Source organism: Tistrella mobilis KA081020-065, assembly GCF_000264455.2.
Lineage (GTDB): Bacteria > Pseudomonadota > Alphaproteobacteria > Tistrellales > Tistrellaceae > Tistrella > Tistrella mobilis.
The window spans coordinates 2502818-2519185 of sequence record NC_017956.1 but is presented as its reverse complement, the minus strand read 5'-3'; the positions used below and the strand labels follow the sequence as shown (position 1 = coordinate 2519185).

The following is a 16368-nucleotide window of genomic DNA, read 5'->3' as shown; positions in this document are numbered from 1 at the left end:
TCCCGGCTCCGCGTCTGTTTGTCCTGAAAATGCGAAGCACTCGCATAACGGATCGGGCAGAACATGAAGGAGACGGGGATGGGCCAGGGGCAGCAGCGCCGCCGGAAGGTGCCGCAGGGCGTCGCAGCGATGGTTGCGGCATCGGTCGCGACGCTTCCGGGAACCATGGCTGTGGGGAGCGCGGGGCTGGTTGCCGGTATGGTGATCACCCGGGCCGAGGCGGCCGATCTTTCGGCAGAGGTCAGCTTCGACATTCCGGAACAGCCGCTGGCGGGCGCACTCGGCGCCTTCGGCCGACAGGCGGGGTTGCAGGTCTCTGCCGATACCGCCGTCACCCGCGGCGTTGAGAGCCGCGGCCTCAAGGGCCGGATGACGCCGGCGGCGGGGCTGGCGCAGCTGCTGGCGGGCACGCCGGTTACCGGGTCGATCACGCCCGACGGGGTGGTGGTGCTGCAGCGCCTGGCAGGCGAGGGGGCGACCGTGCTCGACCCGCTTCAGGTCGGCGCGGCCAGAACGGCCGAAGTGGCGACGGGGCCCGTGACCGGCTATGTCGCGACCCGTACCGCGACCGCGACCAAGACCGACACGCCGCTGCTGGAAACCCCGCAATCGGTGTCGGTCGTCACTCGCGACCAGATGTCGGCCCGCGCCGTCACCACCGAGGGCGAGGCGCTGGCCTATACCGCCGGTGTCCGCGTCGGCGGCCGTGCCGGCGGTATCATGCCGGGCGGCGACAATATCCAGGTCCGCGGCTTCGGTGGTGATGGCACCTATGGCGCCTCGTCGAACGAATATCTGGACGGCATCAAGGTCGGCGGCGCCAATTTCGCGGTCGGCGGCTTCGAGCCCTATATGTTCGAGCGGATCGAGGTGCTGAAGGGCCCGGCCTCGGTGCTCTACGGCCAGAACACCCCGGGCGGTATCGTCAACCGGGTGAGCAAGACCCCGTCCGACCAGGCGATGAACGAGGTGATGCTGCGCGGCGGCAGCTTCGGCCGCCATGAAGCCGGCGCCGATATCGGCGGCCGGCTGGTCGAGGACGGCCGGCTGGCCTTCCGGGTGGCCGGCCTGATGATGGAAAGCGACAACCAGGTCGACGGCATCGATCAGGAGCGCACCGCCATCGCCCCGTCGCTGACCTGGCGGGCCGGGGACGACACCACGCTCACCCTGCTCGGCAGCTGGCAGCGCGACGATGTCGACGGCGGCTTTTCCAACATGCTGCCGATCGTCGGCACGCTGAAGGATGCGCCCTATGGCAAGCTGCCGCGCAGCTTCTATGCCGGCGACACCGATTACGGCCATTGGGACCGGGATCTCTATACCCTGGGCTACCAGTTCGAGCACCGCTTCGACGATGCGATCACCTTTCGTCAGAACGCCCGCTATATCGCCAACCGGCTGGATTTCGCGACCGTCTATATCCGGGCACTTCAGTCGGATGGCGTGACGCTGGATCGCAACGCCTTTGCGGCGCGCGAGTCATCGGACGTCTATGTGGTCGACAACCAGGTGCAGATCGACGGCACCACGGGGCCGCTGGACCACACCCTGCTGACCGGCTTCGAATACCGCCGCCACGACAGCGACACGATCCGGCGCTTTGCCCAGGTGAGTTCGATCACGCTGCCCCAGGGTGGCAATGCCACCTTCGCGGGCGAGCCGCCGATCTATCAGAATCTTGAGACGCGACGCAACCAGTGGGGCCTCTATGCGCAGGACCAGATCCGGATGGGCGGCTGGATCGTCAACCTCGGTGGTCGCTATGATCGGGCGGACAGCCGGGTCAAGGATCGTCGCACCCCCGGCGAGACGTCGCAGGATGATGAGGCTTTCACCAGCCGCATCGGCCTCGGCTATGCCTTCGATATGGGGCTGACCCCTTATCTCAGCTATTCGGAGAGCTTCGAGCCGCAGAGCGGTACCACGCCGACCGGCGCGGCCTTCAAACCCAGTCGCGGCACCCAGTACGAAGCCGGTCTGAAGTATCAGCCGCCCGGTTGGAATGCCATGTTCACCGCATCGGTTTTCCAGATCACGCAGACCAATGTTCCGAAGTCTCTGGGGTCGGGGCTGGGGTACCGCCAGATCGGCGAGGTGACGAACAAGGGGCTTGAACTCGAAGCGGTGGCGAGCCTGGCCTCGGGCTGGGATGTTCAGGCCGGGTTCACCTGGCTCGACAGCGAGGTGACCAAGAGCACCGAGCTGGATCTTCACCACCGCCCGACCATGGTGCCCGAGGTGACCGCGGCGCTCTGGACCCGCTACACCTTCCAGGCTGGCTTCGCCGAGGGGCTGGGGCTGGGGGCCGGCGTGCGCTATGTCGGCAGCACCTATGGCAACGACACCAACACCCTGAAGGTGCCGTCCTACACCCTGTATGACGCGGCAGTCAGCTACGATCTTGGCCGGGCGTCGCCGGCGCTCACCGGCGTCGAGCTGGCGGTCAATGCCTCCAACCTGTTCGACGAGACCTATGTCTCGGGCTGCGAGGTCGACAAGCAGTGCTATTGGGGCCAGGGCCGCACGGTGCTGGGGACCCTGAAGTACAAGTGGTGATCGCCATGCGGGGCGTTGGGTTGCGCCTGCTGGCGGCGGGGCCGGGCGGCTATCTGGTGGCGGCGCTGGCCGCCACCCTTGCCGTCCGGCTGCTGCCGGGGCCGGTGATCGAGACGGTGCTGGCCGGCAGCATGGGCAGTTTCCTGGTCTGGGTGGCGGTGGTGATCCGGGTGTTCGCCGTCGACGACCCCCGCCGCGCCCTGGCCGAGGTGGCGGTGCTGGCCGGGTTGATCGCCGCGGCGGGGGGCTGGCGATGAGCTTCCGTCAGAAGATGTCCTGGCTTCATACCTGGGCCGGGCTGGTGGTCGGCTGGCTGCTGTTCGCGATCTTCCTGACCGGCACGGCCTGCTATTTCCGGCCGGAAATCTCGACCTGGATGCACCGGCTGGCGCCGATCACGCGGCCCGATCAGCCGACCCAGGCGCGCCTGGCGGCGGCATGGCTTCAGGCCGAAGCGCCCGATGCGGTCAGCTGGCTGATCGATGTCTCGGATGGGCGGGAACCGGTGCTGAAGGTGGCCGCCGGTCGGCCGCACGGCTATGTCGCCCGGAGGCTGGATCCTGTCACCGGCACACCCGAGGCCGGCCCCGAGACCGCTGGCGGCGATTTCCTGTTCTATCTCCACTTCACCCTGATCATGACCGATTGGGGCCGGATCCCGGGCCGCTATCTGGTCGGGATCTGCGCGATGATCATGGGGGTGGCGCTCGTGACCGGGGTGATCGTCCACAAGCGGATTTTCAAGGACGCCTTCACCTTCCGCCCCCGCGCCGCGGCCCAGCGGACCTGGCTGGACGGTCACAACCTGCTGGGCGTGATGTCGCTGCCCTTCCATCTGATGATCACCTGGAGCGGGCTGATCACCCTGATGCTGCTCTATATGCCCTGGGCGGTCGATACCGGCTATCCGGGCGGCCGGGCGGACTATGCCGCCGATCTGGACGGGATCGCGGTGGCGGCGGCGCCTGCCGGACCGGCGGGGCCCGCGCCGCTCACCGATCTGGGGCCGGTGGTGGCGGCGGCCGGTGCTGCATGGTCGGCCGATGGCCGCGACATCCGGGTCGGGCGGATCGAGGTCGAGCGGCCGGGCACGACCGCGGCGCGGCTGACCCTGACCCCCCAGGATGCCGACCAGCTTGCCCGCCTGCCGGACGCGCTGGTCTTCGACGGCACCACCGGCCGGCTGATCGATGACGGCCGCGGCCGAAGCGGGGCGGTTGCCGCCACCCATCACACGCTCTACGGCCTGCATCTCGCACGGTTCGCCGGGCTGCCGCTGCGCTGGCTGTTCTTCGCCGCCGGCCTTGCGGGCACGGCGATGATCGCAACCGGGCTGGTGCTCTGGTCGGTGAAGCGCCGGCCTAAGGCCGGTGCGGCCGGCCGCGCGCGCGGCCACCGGCTGGTCGATGCGTTGAACATCGGCTGCGTGGTCGGGCTGACTGCCGCGATCGCCGGCCACTTCCTGGCCAACCGCCTGCTGCCGGCCGATCTCGCCGGCCGGGCGGAGCTGGAGCCGGCCGCCTTCTATCTGGTCTGGCTGGCCTTTCTGCTGGCGGGGGCCTGGCGGTCCGATGGTATCGGCTGGATGCGCGCCGTTGCGGCCGCCGCGCTTCTCTGGGCGGCGGTGCCGGTCGCGGATGTGATCGTCACCGGCCGCGATCCGCTCAGCGCCCTGGCCGCCGGCGATCGGGTGTTCTGGGGCATGCAGCTCACCTGCCTCGTCACCGCGCTCACGCTCGGCCGGTTGGCGATGATCCTCAGGGTGCGCAGCCGGCAGGGAGGGGCGGCATGATCCCGCTGCTCCTGCTGCTGATCATCGGCACCTCTGCCGCCACCGCGCTGGCGCTGGCCATGCCGCGCCATCACGAACAGGCCCATGGCCGCGGCGCGATGATCCGCCGCCAGCCGGTCCGGCGCCGCCTGGAAGGCTGGGGGCTGATCCTGATTGCGGCCGGCCTTGCCGTCTTCACCGACGGCTGGGGCCGCGGCCTGGTCGAGGTCGCGGGCGTGGCCGGCCTTGCCGCGCCGCTGACCGCCGGCCTCTTCGCCTGGCGCCCGGCCTGGGCGGGGCGGGTGGTGGCGGGCGGGTGGCTGGCCCTCGTGGCCGGGCTTTGCGGTCTGGTCTTCGGCTTCGCCTGACGCCGGATGCCGGACGTGAAACGGCCCGCCTCTCCATGAAAGAGGCGGGCCGTTCGGTCGTCAGACGTCGTCAGTACAGGATCAGCGCACGCCGACCTGGCGGGCATCGATGCCCTGGCCGTTCAGGTATTCGCTGAGTTCACCGGTCTCGAACATTTCCGAGACAATGTCGCAGCCGCCCACGAACTCGCCCTTCACATAGAGCTGCGGGATGGTCGGCCAGTTCGAATACTGCTTGATGCCCTCGCGGATGCCGCCATCCGCCAGGACGTTCACGTCGCGGAAGGGCACGCCCATGTAGTTCAGCACCTGAACCACCTTGGCGGAGAAGCCGCACATCGGCCGGTCGGCGGTGCCCTTCATGAACAGCACCACGGGCTCGGCGTCGATATGGGACTGGATTTCGGCGAAAACCGGATTGGACTGGTCGGTCATGATATCCTCGGACCTTAAAGGCTGTCATTCCTGGACGCCGGCCGTCTGGCCCGGCCGGCGGCCCGCCTCAGTCGGCGGGGGCGGAGGTCTGGAGGGCAAGGGCATGGAGCACGCCGCCCATGCGGCCCTGCAGCGCCTGATAGACCATCTGGTGCTGCTGCACGCGCGTCTTGCCCTTGAAGGCCGAAGAGACCACCCGCGCCGCATAATGATCGCCGTCGCCGGCGAGGTCTTCGACCAGCACCTCGGCATCCGGCAGGGCGTCCTTGATCAGGCGCTCGATCTCGTTCTGGTCCATCGGCATCCGCGTCTCTCCCGTCACACGCGATCTTTGTGTCGCTGAACCGCGCCCCGGGGTCGCCGGAGCGCGGTCCCGCCGGTGATCAGGCCGGCGTCGACATCAACCCCGGCAGCCATCCCTCGTGGGCACTGCGCAGCGTCTCCAAGGATATCGTGCCGGCCCCGGTCAGAGTCAATTCGGTGCCGCCGGTCACGCCGATCTGGGCGGCCGGCACGCCGGTCACCCAGGCCTGGGCGATGACGGCATCGGCCGCGGCCGCCGGGGCGGCGATCACATAGCGGCCCTGATCCTCGCCGAAAGCCCAGGCGAGCGGTGCCTGGAAAACCGGTGGATCGATCTTCGCACCGATGCCCGAGGCCAGCGCCATCTCGGCCAGCGCCACCATCAGGCCGCCGTCGGAGACGTCGTGGACGGTGTCGATCAGGCCTTCGGAGATCAGGGTGCGGACGAAATCGCCGTTGCGGCGCTCCACCGACAGGTCACCGGGGGGGTCTCGCCATCCTCGCGGCCCAGGATCTCGCGCAGATAGAGTGACTGCCCCATATGGCCGCGGGTCTCGCCGATCACGATGATCGCGTGATCCCGGCCCTTGAAGGCGATGTCGGCCCGGCGCGAGACGTCGGCGATCAGGCCGACGCCGCCGATTGCCGGGGTCGGCAGGATGCCGGTGCCCTGGGTTTCGTTGTAGAGCGAGACATTGCCCGAGACGACCGGGAAGTTCAGCGCCCGGCAGGCCTCGGCCATGCCCTGGATGCAGCCGACCAGCTGGCCCATGATCTCGGGCTTTTCGGGGTTGCCGAAATTCAGGCAGTCGGTGATGGCCAGCGGCTTCGCACCCGTGGCGGTCAGGTTGCGCCAGGTTTCGGCGATGGCCTGACGGCCGCCCTGATAAGGGTCGGCATAGCAGTAGCGCGGCGTGACGTCGGTGGTGATCGCCACCGCCTTCTGCGTGCCGTGGATGCGCACCACCGCCGCATCGCCGCCGGGGCGGCCGACGGTGTCGCCCATCACCATGTGGTCGTACTGTTCCCAGATCCAGCGCCGGGAGGCGAGATCGGGCGAGCCCATCAGCTTTTCCAGCGTCGGCAGCACGGCGTCCAGATCGTCGCGGCCGCGGGGCAGCACGATCGGGCGGCGCTGGGGCGTGGGCGTCCAGGGACGGTCATATTCCGGGCTGCCATTGGCCAGCGGCTTGATCGGCAGGTCGCCGGCCACGGCATCGTGGAACTTCAGCACCATGCGGCCGGTATCGGTCACCTTGCCGATGACGGCGAAGTCCAGCTCCCACTTCTCGAAAACCCGCCGGGCCTCGTCCTCGCGGCCGGGCTTCAGCACCATGAGCATGCGCTCCTGGCTTTCCGACAGCATCAGCTCGTAGGGCGTCATGCCCACTTCGCGGGTCGGCACCTTGTCGAGCCACAGCTCGATGCCGGCATCGCCCTTGTCGGCCATCTCGAACGACGACGAGGTCAGGCCCGCCGCACCCATGTCCTGGATGGCGACGATGGCGTCGGACTTCATCAGCTCCAGGCAAGCCTCGATCAGCAGCTTTTCGGTGAAGGGGTCGCCCACCTGCACGGTCGGCCGCTTCTGCTCGGCATCCTCGCCGAACTCGGCCGAGGCCATGGAGGCGCCGTGGATGCCGTCGCGGCCGGTCTTGGAGCCGACATAGACCACCGGATTGCCGATGCCGGCGGCGGCCGAATAGAAGATCTTGTCGGCATCCGCCAGGCCCACGCACATGGCGTTGACCAGGATATTGCCGTTATAGGCCGGGTGGAAATCGGTCTCGCCACCCACCGTCGGCACGCCGACGCAGTTGCCGTAGCCGCCGATGCCCGACACCACGCCCGAAATCAGGTGCTTCATCTTCGGATGCGACGGATCGCCGAAACGCAGCGCGTTCATCATCGCGATCGGCCGCGCACCCATGGTGAACACATCGCGCAGAATGCCGCCCACACCCGTCGCCGCACCCTGATAGGGCTCTATATAGGACGGGTGGTTGTGGCTCTCCATCTTGAAGATGATCGCCTGGCCGTCGCCGATATCGACGACACCGGCATTCTCGCCGGGGCCGCAGATCACCCAGGGGGCGGTGGTCGGCAGGGTCTTCAGCCACTTCTTCGACGACTTGTACGAGCAGTGCTCGCTCCACATCGCCGAGAAGATGCCGAGTTCGACCAGGTTGGGCTCGCGGCCCATGATCTGGCGGATCCGCTTGTATTCGTCGCGGGTCAGCCCGTGCTCGGCGACGATCTCGGGGGTGATCTTGGTTTCGGCCGTCATCGGTCGCGATTCCCGTCAGTCTCGGAAACTTGGGGCCCGGCCATGCCGGGCTTCGGAGGCTGGAACTCCGGGGCGGCTCAGGAGAGACCGCCCAGCAGCGAGCGGAACATCCGGGCTCCGTCGGTGCCGCCCAGCGCCGGGTCGGCCAGACGTTCGGGATGCGGCATCAGCCCCATCACATTGCGCGCCTCGTTGTAGACGCCGGCAATGTTGCGGGCCGAGCCGTTGGGGTTCGCCGCCCCGGTCGGGTTGCCGCCGGCATCGACATAGCGGAAGGCGACCAGGCCTTCGCCCTCGATCCGGGCCAGCGTCTCGTCGTCGGCGAAATAATTGCCCTGGTGATGGGCGACCGGGAACCGCACGACCGCGCCCTGCTCATAGCCTGCGGTGAAGGGCGTGTCGTTGCGCTCCACCTTCAGCAGCACGTCTCGGCAGACGAATTTCAGACCGGCATTGGTCATCAGGGCGCCCGGCAGCAGCCCGGCCTCGATGGCGATCTGGAAGCCGTTGCAGATGGCGAGCACCCGGGTGCCCTTTGCGGCGGCGGCCTTCACCTGCGCCATGATCGGCGAATTCGCGGCGATCGCGCCCGAGCGCAGATAGTCGCCATAGGAAAAACCGCCCGGAAGGACGATCAGATCGACCTTGGGCAGTTCATCGGCACGGTGCCAGACCATGTGCGGCGCACGGCCCAGCGCCGCCTCGACGGAAACGGCCACGTCGCGGTCGCAGTTCGAGCCGGGAAAGACGATGACGGCGGCATCCACGGGCTTGGATTCCCTGATTTCGGATCGGGTCGGCAGGGGCTGAAACATCGCCGGCCCGGGCGGGTGGCCCGGGCCGGCGGCGGGATCAGTCCGCGATCTCGATCGCGTAGTTCTCGACCACGGTGTTGGCGAGCAGGCGCTCGCACATCTCGGCGACGCGGCTGCGGGCGGTGGCCGCATCGGCGGCGTCGACGTCCAGCTCGATATACTTGCCGAGACGAACCTCGCCCGCTTCGGCATAGCCGAGGCCGTGGAGCGCGTTGGCGATGGCCTTGCCCTGCGGGTCGAGCACGCCGGGCTTCAGGGTCACGTGAACGCGGGCCTTCATCATGCGTCCTCCTCGGTCGGGGTCTCGGCCACGTCGCGACCCGGATCCTCGGGCAGGATGCCGAGCCGGCGGGCGACTTCCTGATAGGCTTCCTCGACGCGGCCCATATCGCGGCGGAACCGGTCCTTGTCGAGCTTCTCGTTGGTCTTGACGTCCCAGAGCCGGCAGTTGTCGGGGCTGATCTCGTCGGCCAGGATGATCATGTCCTGGTCCTCGTCGAACACCCGGCCAAATTCCAGCTTGAAGTCGACCAGTTTGAGGCCGATGCCGAGGAACAGGCCCGACAGGAAGTCGTTGACCCGGATCGACATGTTCAGGATTTCGTCGATCTCGGGGATCGTGGCCCAGCCGAAGGCGGTGATGTGCTCTTCGGTCACCATCGGATCGTTCAGATGGTCGGCCTTGTAGTAGTACTCGACGATCGAGCGCGGCAGCCGCTCACCCTCTTCGAGGCCGAGGCGGGTGGCGAGCGAACCGGCGGCGACGTTGCGGACCACCACCTCGATCGGGATGATCTCGACCTGCCGCACCAGCTGCTCACGCATGTTCAGGCGCTTGATGAAGTGGGTCGGCACGCCGATTTCGGCCAGCCGGGTCATCAGGTATTCGGAGATGCGGTTGTTCAGCACCCCCTTGCCGGTGATGACACCCTTCTTCTTGTTGTTGAAGGCGGTCGCGTCGTCCTTGAAGTACTGGATCACGGTGCCGGGCTCCGGACCCTCGAACAGGATCTTGGCCTTGCCTTCGTAGATGCGCCTGCGGCGGGACATGGGCGTCCTCCGGGGAGTTCGGACGGGCGGTAGGCCGTCGACGGGTCCGCACATCCGGGAATCGACCCGGGAGCGTCGGATCTCGACGAGCTGAGCCCAGGTCCGTGAGCAAATCGGGTCCATGAGCAAATCAGTCGGGCCGGGCCGACTTAGGAGTCGGTCCAGCGCGCGCGAAACATAGACAATCCGCTCCGCCAAGACAACGGCTTCCGACGCGACCCGGCCATGCGGTTTCGCCCGCTGCGCGAGCTTCGCAGGACTGCCCCGGCAGGCCCGGCGGACTCTGCGCTCGCGATTGTCATGCTGCAGGTGCACACTGCCGTTTAGCAGATGCAACCACGGAGTCGCTTCAGATGACCACCACTGCCGTCCCCGGGCCGCTTGCCGGCCGCAAGGGCCTGATCGCCGGCATCGCCAACGAGCATTCGATCGCCTGGGGCTGCGCGAAGGCGTTTCGGGCGCTGGGCGCGGATCTGGCCATCACCTATCTGAACGACAAAGCGCGCCCGCATGTCGAGCCGCTGGCGCGCGAGGTGGATGCCCAGCTGCTGCTGCCGCTGGATCTGCGGGTCGACGGGGCGCTGGAAGCGGTGTTCGAGCAGGTCGAGGCCGATTGGGGCCAGCTCGATTTCCTGGTCCATTCGATCGCCTTCGCGCCGGTCGAGGATCTGCACGGCCGGCTGACCGACTGTTCGAAGGCGGGTTTCCTGCAGGCGATGGACGTGTCCTGCTGGTCGTTCATCCGCATGGCGAAGCTGGCCGAACCGTTGATGAAACAGGGCGGCACCCTGGTCTGCATGAGCTATTTCGGCGCCCAGATGGTGGTCGACCACTACAACGTCATGGGCCCGGTCAAGGCGGCGCTGGAATGTGCGGTGCGCTATCTGGCGGCGGAACTGGGCCCCAAGGGCATCCGGGTCCATGCGGTCTCGCCCGGCCCGCTGGCCACCCGCGCGGCCTCGGGGCTGACCGGGTTCGACGATCTTCTGGCCAAGGCCCATGAAAAGGCGCCGATCTCGTCGCTGCTGTCGATCGAGGATGTGGGGGCGGCGACCGCGCATCTCGCCACCGACGCCGCCCGGCTGATGACCGGTCAGACCCTGTTCGTGGATGGCGGCTACCATATCATCGACTGAGCGGCCATATGATTGGGAAGGTACCGGGCCGGTTGCGCTAGGCATTGCCGCCTGCTGCTGGTATGAGAAAGGGCGACGGGGCCGTCGGATTGCGGGCTGGCGAGAGCCGCCGCGGCATGACGGCTGAAGCCAGGTCCGCACCACCGATCAGGTTTTGCAGGAGTAGTCCAGCGATGAGCACCTTCGACAACCGCGAGCGCGCCGAAGAAAACCGCTTCGCCCACGACCAGGAACTGGCCTTCAAGGCCCGCGTGAAGCGCGCCCGGCTGCTCGCCGCCTGGGCCGGGCCGCAGATCGGCCGCACCGACATCGCCGCCTATGGCGACGAGCTGATCGATGCCGACATGAAGGAGCCGGGCGATGAGGACATCATCGCCCGTCTGCTGGCCGATTTCGCCGCCGCGAATGTCGAGACCTCGCGCCATGTCGTCGAGATCCAGCTCCAGCGCCTGGGCGAGGAAGCCAAGGCAGCGGTGCTCGCCCAGGGCTGATCGCCCCGGCACCGAGACCGACTTCAGCGAACCCGCCCGGGCCTGGCCCTGGCGGGTTTTCTGCATCTGGGGAAGGGGCTGCGTCAGATGGTGAGCAGGGCGAAGCCCTCGCTGAGCCCTTCCTCGGGATAGCCCCATTGCCGGGCGACCACGCGGGTCCGGCCGACCCGGTAATCGACATCGTGATGGGTGTGGCCGTGCAGCCAGAGCGCCGGCTCATGCGCCTGCATCAGATCGGTCATGTCCGAGACGAAGGCGGGGGAGAGGGGGCTGCCCTCGAAGCGTTCGGCCACCGATGCCGCCGCCGGCCCGTGATGGGTGACGACCACGGTCGCCGACGGATCGGAGGCGGCGAGTTCCTGCGCCAGCCAGGCCCGGAAATCCAGATGCAGGCCCCGGGCATCTTCCGGGCTGAACGGCCGGTCGCCCTCGCGGATGCGCTGATGGTCGTAGAGCACCTGGCCCGCCAGATCCATGGCGGTTGCGGCTGCCTCGTCACCATAAAGCCGGTAGTCGGTCCAGGCCGTGCCGCCCAGAATGCGGACCCGGCGGTCCCGGGCGTCGATGTCGATCGCATCGCCGTCCAGCACGCGCAGATTGCCGGCGGCCGTCGCCGCGCGGCGCATCTCCCGAATCAGCGGCGCCCGGTCATGGCCGTAGAATTCGTGATTGCCCGGGATATAGAGCACCGGCAGATCGCCGAAATTCCGGCCGGCCCAGTCGATCCCGCCGGTACCGTTGGCGATGTCGCCGGCCAGAATCACCAGATCGGCCCCGGCATCCCGTGCGGCATCGGCCGTCCGGCGCCCCAGATCGTCTATCGCCGCCAGGGCGGCCTCCGGTTCCAGGCCGGCGCGTTCCAGCCGTCGGCGCCTGACGTCGAGATGAAGGTCCGAGAGAAGGGCGAGGCGGATATCGGTCATCGGGGGAGAACTCGCATGGGGTCGATGATGGCATATCATAACATGGCGCGGCGGACGGGCCGATGACACAGCCTGTACGGGACGGGAACTCGCGGATCGATCGAAAGAATTGACGCCTTGATCCCGTATGATAGCGTGTGCAGAGAGAGTTACCTTTCCCGAGTGCCCCGCCTCATGGACACCTTCAATCTCCAGACTTTCGAAGCCTTGGTCGAGACGCACGACTACGGGTTTCACAAGAGCATCCCGATCGAGGCCCTGGCCGAGTGGCTGGAGATGGAGTATCGCGAGGCGCTCGAGACCGCCAAGCGGATCGAGGCACTGACCGACTGGCAGCTGGTGATCGGCCGCCGGGGCCAGAAGACCCGGCTGGTGAAGCGCGATGCCGCCGCGATCGCGGCCGAGCCGCAGACGGTCGCCGCTTCTGACGCGGCAGCGCCCGCCCAGCCCTTCTATGCCGTCCGCACTCGCACCGGCGGCCCTCGTACGACCGAGACGGTCGAGGTCTATTTTCCGATCCGGCTTGGCCAGAACGTCGCGCTGCGCCTGCCGGCCGATGTGACGCGTGAGGAGCTGGACCGTTTCGCGCTGTTTCTGAAGAGCCTGCCGGTCCGCGCGCCCCAGGACGACGTGTGACCCATGAAAAAAACCCCGCAGCAGGTGCCGCGGGGTTTTCTCTGATATCCGGTGTGGGGATAAGAGTTCGGGATCAGGCCCGCCCGAAAACCCGCCGGAAGATCGTGTCGACCTGCGCCATGTGATAGCCCAGATCGAACAGCCCTTCGATCTCGGCGTCGGAGAGGCGGGCGGTGACCTCGGGGTCTGCCTTCAGCAGGTCGATGAACTGGCCCTCGCCGCGCCAGACCGGCATGGCGTTGCGCTGCACCAGGCGATAGGCATCCTCGCGGCTGACACCCTTCTTGGTGAGGGCGAGCAACACGCGCTGCGAGTGGACCAGGCCGCCCAGCGCATCCAGATTGGCCATCATCCGCTCAGGGTAGACCACCAGCTTGTCGACCACGCCGGCCAGGCGGTTGAGCGCGAAATCGAGCACGATGGTGGCGTCGGGGCCGATCATCCGCTCCACCGAGGAATGCGAGATGTCGCGCTCGTGCCAGAGCGCCACATTCTCCATCGCCGGGGTGACATAGCCGCGCACCACGCGGGCCAGACCGGTCAGGTTTTCGGTCAGCACCGGGTTGCGCTTGTGCGGCATCGCCGACGAGCCCTTCTGCCCGGGCGAGAAATACTCTTCCGCCTCGTAGACCTCGGACCGCTGCAGATGGCGGATTTCAACCGCCAGCCGCTCGACCGAGCTTGCCACCACGCCCAGCACCGCGAAGAACATCGCATGGCGGTCGCGCGGGATCACCTGGGTCGAAACCGGCTCGGGCTTCAGGCCCAGCTTTTCGGCCACATGCTCTTCGACCCGGGGGTCGATATTGGCGAAGGTGCCGACGGCGCCCGAGATGGCGCAGGTCGCGATCTCGTCACGCGCTGCCACCAGCCGGGCGCGGGCGCGCTGGAATTCGGCATGATAGCCGGCAAGCTTCAGGCCGAACGTCACCGGCTCGGCGTGGATGCCGTGGCTGCGGCCGATGGTGGGCGTGTCCTTGTATTCGAAGGCCCGGCGCTCCAGCGCGGCCAGCACCTTGTCGACATCCTCGATCAGCAGATCGGCGGCCTGCTTCAGCTGCACGGCGAGGCAGGTATCCAGCACGTCCGACGAGGTCATGCCCTGATGCACGAAGCGGGCTTCCTCGCCCACATGCTCGGCCAGGCTGGTCAGAAAGGCGATGACGTCGTGCTTCACCTCGCGCTCGATCTCGTCGATGCGCGGAATGTCGAAGGCGCCGCGCTCCCACACCGCCTTCGCGGCTTCTTTGGGGATCACCCCCAGCTCGGCCTGGGCGTCGCAGGCATGGGCTTCGATCTCGAACCAGATGCGGAACTTGTTCTCCGGTTCCCAGATCCGGACCATCTCGGGGCGGGAATAGCGCGGGATCATCGCTGGGCTGTCCTTCGCAGGCGAAACACACGCGAACCGGAGCCGTCCGGCCGCTTCGGGCAGGGTTATAGCCCGTGGCAGCCGCCGGGCAAAGGGCAGATGACCACTGGCGGGGCGGCGGTGCGCGTAAAGCTGCTGCGCCGGGGCCAATCGTGGCTTAGTGTGGGACGACGGCAGCCGTCATGAAGATGTCTTGAAGCAGATGGCTTCGGGAGGTCGACAAGAGGACACGGCCGCCCAATATCCAGAAACAACACCGTATGCACCGGTGTGGCGGGCAGGCTGTCGGGTGAAAGGTGAGGGGGCATGAGGGAAGCGACCACGCAACGCCTGCGCAACGCGCTGGGCTGGCTGGGTTTCCCGCTCGCCGGCATGCTCTGCGGCCTGGCCTTCGGCATCCTGGAAGGCAAGAACGACACCTGGATCGCCATGGTCTATGGCGCCGGCGTCGGCGGGGTGATGATCGCCTTCGCGATGGGGCGGCTGTTTCCCAAGGTCAGCCGCTGGCTGCGCGCCCAGGCGGCACCGATCTATGTCGGCGGCACCATGCTCGTCTGGTCGGCGCTGTCCTTCGTCTCCTATGCCGTGATGGGGCTGCTGCTGATGGTGGCGGACCAGTGGTTCGGGATCCTGGCCGGCCATCAGGATCACGGGCCGCTGATGTGGCTGGTGCTGCGCTTCGACGTGCTGCTCTTCTCCATGGGCGTGTCGGCCGTGGGCGGCCTGCTGTTCCGGATCCGCGACCTGATCGGCACGCGGGTATTCCTGGCCCTGCTGGTCGGCCGCTATCACCGCCCGACGCGCGAGGAACGCATCTTCCTTCTGGTCGATGTCGCCGGCTGGACCAGCACCGCCGAGCGGCTGGGCGAGCTGGGGGCGACCGATTATCTGGGCCAGATCCTGTTCACCATGGGCTCACCCGTGCGCCGCAACCGGGGCGCCATCGACCGCTATGTCGGCGACCAGGCGATCATTTCCTGGAACATCAGCTGCGGCGCGCGCCAGGCCGCGCGTCAGGCGGCCCGGGCGATCACCTGCACCTTCGACATTCTGGAGGCGGTGGAGCGGGCCGGTCCGGACTTCATCCGTCGTTTCGGCGAGGCGCCGCGGGTCCGGGCCGTGATGCATGTCGGCACCGTGGTGGTCGCCGAACTGGGCGATGCCAAACACGAGATCGCCTTCATCGGCGATACGATGAACACCGCCGCCCGGCTTGAAGGCCTGGCTAAGACGCTGAAAGTGCCGGTGCTGGTGTCTGAAGCCGTTCTGGCGCTGGCGCCGCTGCCGGCAGGAGTCGATTCGCGGTCATTGGGTGCGCATATGCTGCGCGGCCGGACCGAAACTGTTGATGTCTATGAACTCTCCCGCCCGGCGCAACGCCCGGCCCGTGCGCCCACCGAGCCGCCGGCAAGGGCGGTGCCGCAGCTGGCGGTCGACGTTACCCCGGCGGAGTGAGGCTCCTTTCAGAGCAGCCCCAGGGCCTTGAAGCTCTTGTAGCTGCGCCGGCCGATGATGATGTGGTCGTGGACCGAGATGCCCAGATGGCGCGCGGCTTCGACCAGACGGCGGGTGAGGTCGATATCGGCGGGCGAGGGGGTCGGGTCTCCCGACGGGTGGTTGTGCGACACACGATCACCAACCCCTAAGGGACTGGATTTATTGCTAATTTTGGCTCGGAAGGTGGAACTTGGTAGCGGCACTTGGGATCGGTGTTTGATGCTCCAACGTGCCCATCACGCGTCATCCTCGTCGGTCACGGTGAGGCGCCGTGACGCACGGCAAGCCACCAGGTTCTTCTCGTCCCAAGCATCGAGTTCGTCAACGGGGTATAGGACCGCCTTGCCGATCTTCACGAAGCCCGGGCCCACCCGCATCGCACGCCAGTTCCGCAATGTCCCGACCGAGATCTCGCCACGATACCGCTCCGCCACCTCGTCGGCGGTGAGAAATTTCCGTTCGGCCATTCGATACTCCCGAACCAAAAAGGCTCCATGTCCGTCTGGCTGGAGCTAGGTCAGCCATGGCCACCGGCTGTGGTTTGCGCTGATACCAGCCGCTCACCGCCGGTCCGCTTCTGACCAATCCGCTCACGCTCCAGCACTCAGCAACGAAGGCACCAGCTCGTCCGATGTGAAGAGAGAAAAGATCGTAGTAGCGCAAAGGGGCTGGAAAGGGCGGCGAATCGGCGTACGGCCCATAGCTGCGCTCTACCCGGCGCGCCA

17 protein-coding genes and 1 pseudogene are annotated in these 16368 nt (G+C 67.4%); 8 read left to right on the top strand and 10 right to left on the bottom strand.

Features of this window, described 5'->3' with window-relative positions; all coding sequences use genetic code 11:
• Nucleotides 1–63: 63 nt before the first annotated feature.
• From TMO_RS11415 to TMO_RS29410, 4 genes are read left to right on the top strand one after another with little or no spacing between them, the layout of a single operon-like run.
• A complete protein-coding gene (locus TMO_RS11415) occupies nucleotides 64–2559 on the top strand; it encodes a TonB-dependent siderophore receptor (protein WP_041604932.1) in 2496 nt (831 codons plus the stop codon).
• Complete coding sequence (locus TMO_RS11410; protein ID WP_145978118.1) at nucleotides 2556–2816, top strand: iron transporter; 261 nt, start codon at nucleotides 2556–2558, stop codon at nucleotides 2814–2816. The genes TMO_RS11415 and TMO_RS11410 overlap by 4 nt, the downstream gene beginning before the upstream one ends.
• A gap of 14 nt (nucleotides 2817–2830) precedes the next feature.
• On the top strand, nucleotides 2831–4351 hold the full coding sequence (locus TMO_RS11405; RefSeq protein WP_187297772.1) for a PepSY-associated TM helix domain-containing protein: 1521 nt from the start codon (nucleotides 2831–2833) through the stop codon (nucleotides 4349–4351).
• Nucleotides 4348–4698 carry a DUF3325 domain-containing protein gene (locus TMO_RS29410; RefSeq protein WP_014745779.1) on the top strand — a complete coding sequence of 117 codons (351 nt, stop codon included), beginning with the start codon at nucleotides 4348–4350 and terminating at the stop codon, nucleotides 4696–4698. Before TMO_RS11405 ends, TMO_RS29410 begins: the two co-directional genes overlap by 4 nt.
• Before the next feature lie 81 nt (nucleotides 4699–4779).
• On the opposite strand, the gene grxD is transcribed toward TMO_RS29410, so the two are convergent.
• The 6 genes and pseudogenes from grxD to purC form a co-directional block, all read right to left on the bottom strand.
• A complete protein-coding gene (gene grxD / locus TMO_RS11395; protein WP_014745778.1) occupies nucleotides 4780–5133 on the bottom strand; it encodes a Grx4 family monothiol glutaredoxin in 354 nt (117 codons plus the stop codon).
• A gap of 67 nt (nucleotides 5134–5200) precedes the next feature.
• A complete protein-coding gene (locus TMO_RS11390; protein WP_014745777.1) occupies nucleotides 5201–5437 on the bottom strand; it encodes a BolA family protein in 237 nt (78 codons plus the stop codon).
• 79 nt (nucleotides 5438–5516) lie between these two features.
• A pseudogene (gene purL / locus TMO_RS11385) lies at nucleotides 5517–7723 on the bottom strand (phosphoribosylformylglycinamidine synthase subunit PurL).
• A gap of 77 nt (nucleotides 7724–7800) precedes the next feature.
• Nucleotides 7801–8490 carry a phosphoribosylformylglycinamidine synthase subunit PurQ gene (purQ, locus tag TMO_RS11380; RefSeq protein ID WP_041604931.1) on the bottom strand — a complete coding sequence of 230 codons (690 nt, stop codon included), beginning with the start codon at nucleotides 8488–8490 and terminating at the stop codon, nucleotides 7801–7803.
• 85 nt (nucleotides 8491–8575) lie between these two features.
• Entirely contained in the window at nucleotides 8576–8818 is a 243-nt protein-coding gene (purS, locus tag TMO_RS11375) for a phosphoribosylformylglycinamidine synthase subunit PurS (RefSeq protein ID WP_041604930.1), read from the bottom strand.
• Nucleotides 8818–9588 (bottom strand): phosphoribosylaminoimidazolesuccinocarboxamide synthase, encoded by a 771-nt coding sequence (gene purC / locus TMO_RS11370; protein ID WP_014745772.1) that lies wholly within the window; start codon nucleotides 9586–9588, stop codon nucleotides 8818–8820. The genes purS and purC overlap by 1 nt, the downstream gene beginning before the upstream one ends.
• 353 nt (nucleotides 9589–9941) lie before the next feature.
• On the opposite strand from purC, the gene fabI reads away from it, so the two are divergent.
• A complete protein-coding gene (fabI, locus tag TMO_RS11365; RefSeq protein WP_014745771.1) occupies nucleotides 9942–10724 on the top strand; it encodes an enoyl-ACP reductase FabI in 783 nt (260 codons plus the stop codon).
• Between the two features lie 173 nt (nucleotides 10725–10897).
• Complete coding sequence (locus TMO_RS11360; protein ID WP_014745770.1) at nucleotides 10898–11215, top strand: DUF1476 domain-containing protein; 318 nt, start codon at nucleotides 10898–10900, stop codon at nucleotides 11213–11215.
• Between the two features lie 83 nt (nucleotides 11216–11298).
• Here TMO_RS11360 and TMO_RS11355 read toward each other — a convergent pair whose 3' ends face one another.
• A complete protein-coding gene (locus TMO_RS11355) occupies nucleotides 11299–12138 on the bottom strand; it encodes a metallophosphoesterase (RefSeq protein WP_014745769.1) in 840 nt (279 codons plus the stop codon).
• Nucleotides 12139–12312: 174 nt separating this feature from the next.
• Between TMO_RS11355 and TMO_RS11350 the strand changes: the two genes are divergently transcribed.
• Nucleotides 12313–12774: a hypothetical protein gene (locus tag TMO_RS11350; protein WP_014745768.1), complete on the top strand. Its 462-nt coding sequence runs from the start codon at nucleotides 12313–12315 to the stop codon at nucleotides 12772–12774.
• A gap of 73 nt (nucleotides 12775–12847) precedes the next feature.
• On the opposite strand, the gene purB is transcribed toward TMO_RS11350, so the two are convergent.
• Complete coding sequence (gene purB, locus TMO_RS11345; protein ID WP_014745767.1) at nucleotides 12848–14146, bottom strand: adenylosuccinate lyase; 1299 nt, start codon at nucleotides 14144–14146, stop codon at nucleotides 12848–12850.
• Nucleotides 14147–14452: 306 nt separating this feature from the next.
• Between purB and TMO_RS11340 the strand changes: the two genes are divergently transcribed.
• The gene (locus tag TMO_RS11340; protein WP_014745766.1) at nucleotides 14453–15601 is read left to right on the top strand and encodes an adenylate/guanylate cyclase domain-containing protein; all 1149 of its coding nucleotides are present in this window, start codon (nucleotides 14453–14455) and stop codon (nucleotides 15599–15601) included.
• 8 nt (nucleotides 15602–15609) lie between these two features.
• On the opposite strand, the gene TMO_RS32180 is transcribed toward TMO_RS11340, so the two are convergent.
• Together TMO_RS32180 and TMO_RS11335 are read right to left on the bottom strand one after the other, a co-directional pair.
• A complete protein-coding gene (locus TMO_RS32180) occupies nucleotides 15610–15774 on the bottom strand; it encodes a JAB domain-containing protein (protein WP_014745765.1) in 165 nt (54 codons plus the stop codon).
• 105 nt (nucleotides 15775–15879) lie between these two features.
• Nucleotides 15880–16110, bottom strand: coding sequence for a helix-turn-helix transcriptional regulator (locus TMO_RS11335; RefSeq protein ID WP_014745764.1), 231 nt, complete (start codon nucleotides 16108–16110; stop codon nucleotides 15880–15882).
• Nucleotides 16111–16368 lie beyond the last annotated feature (258 nt).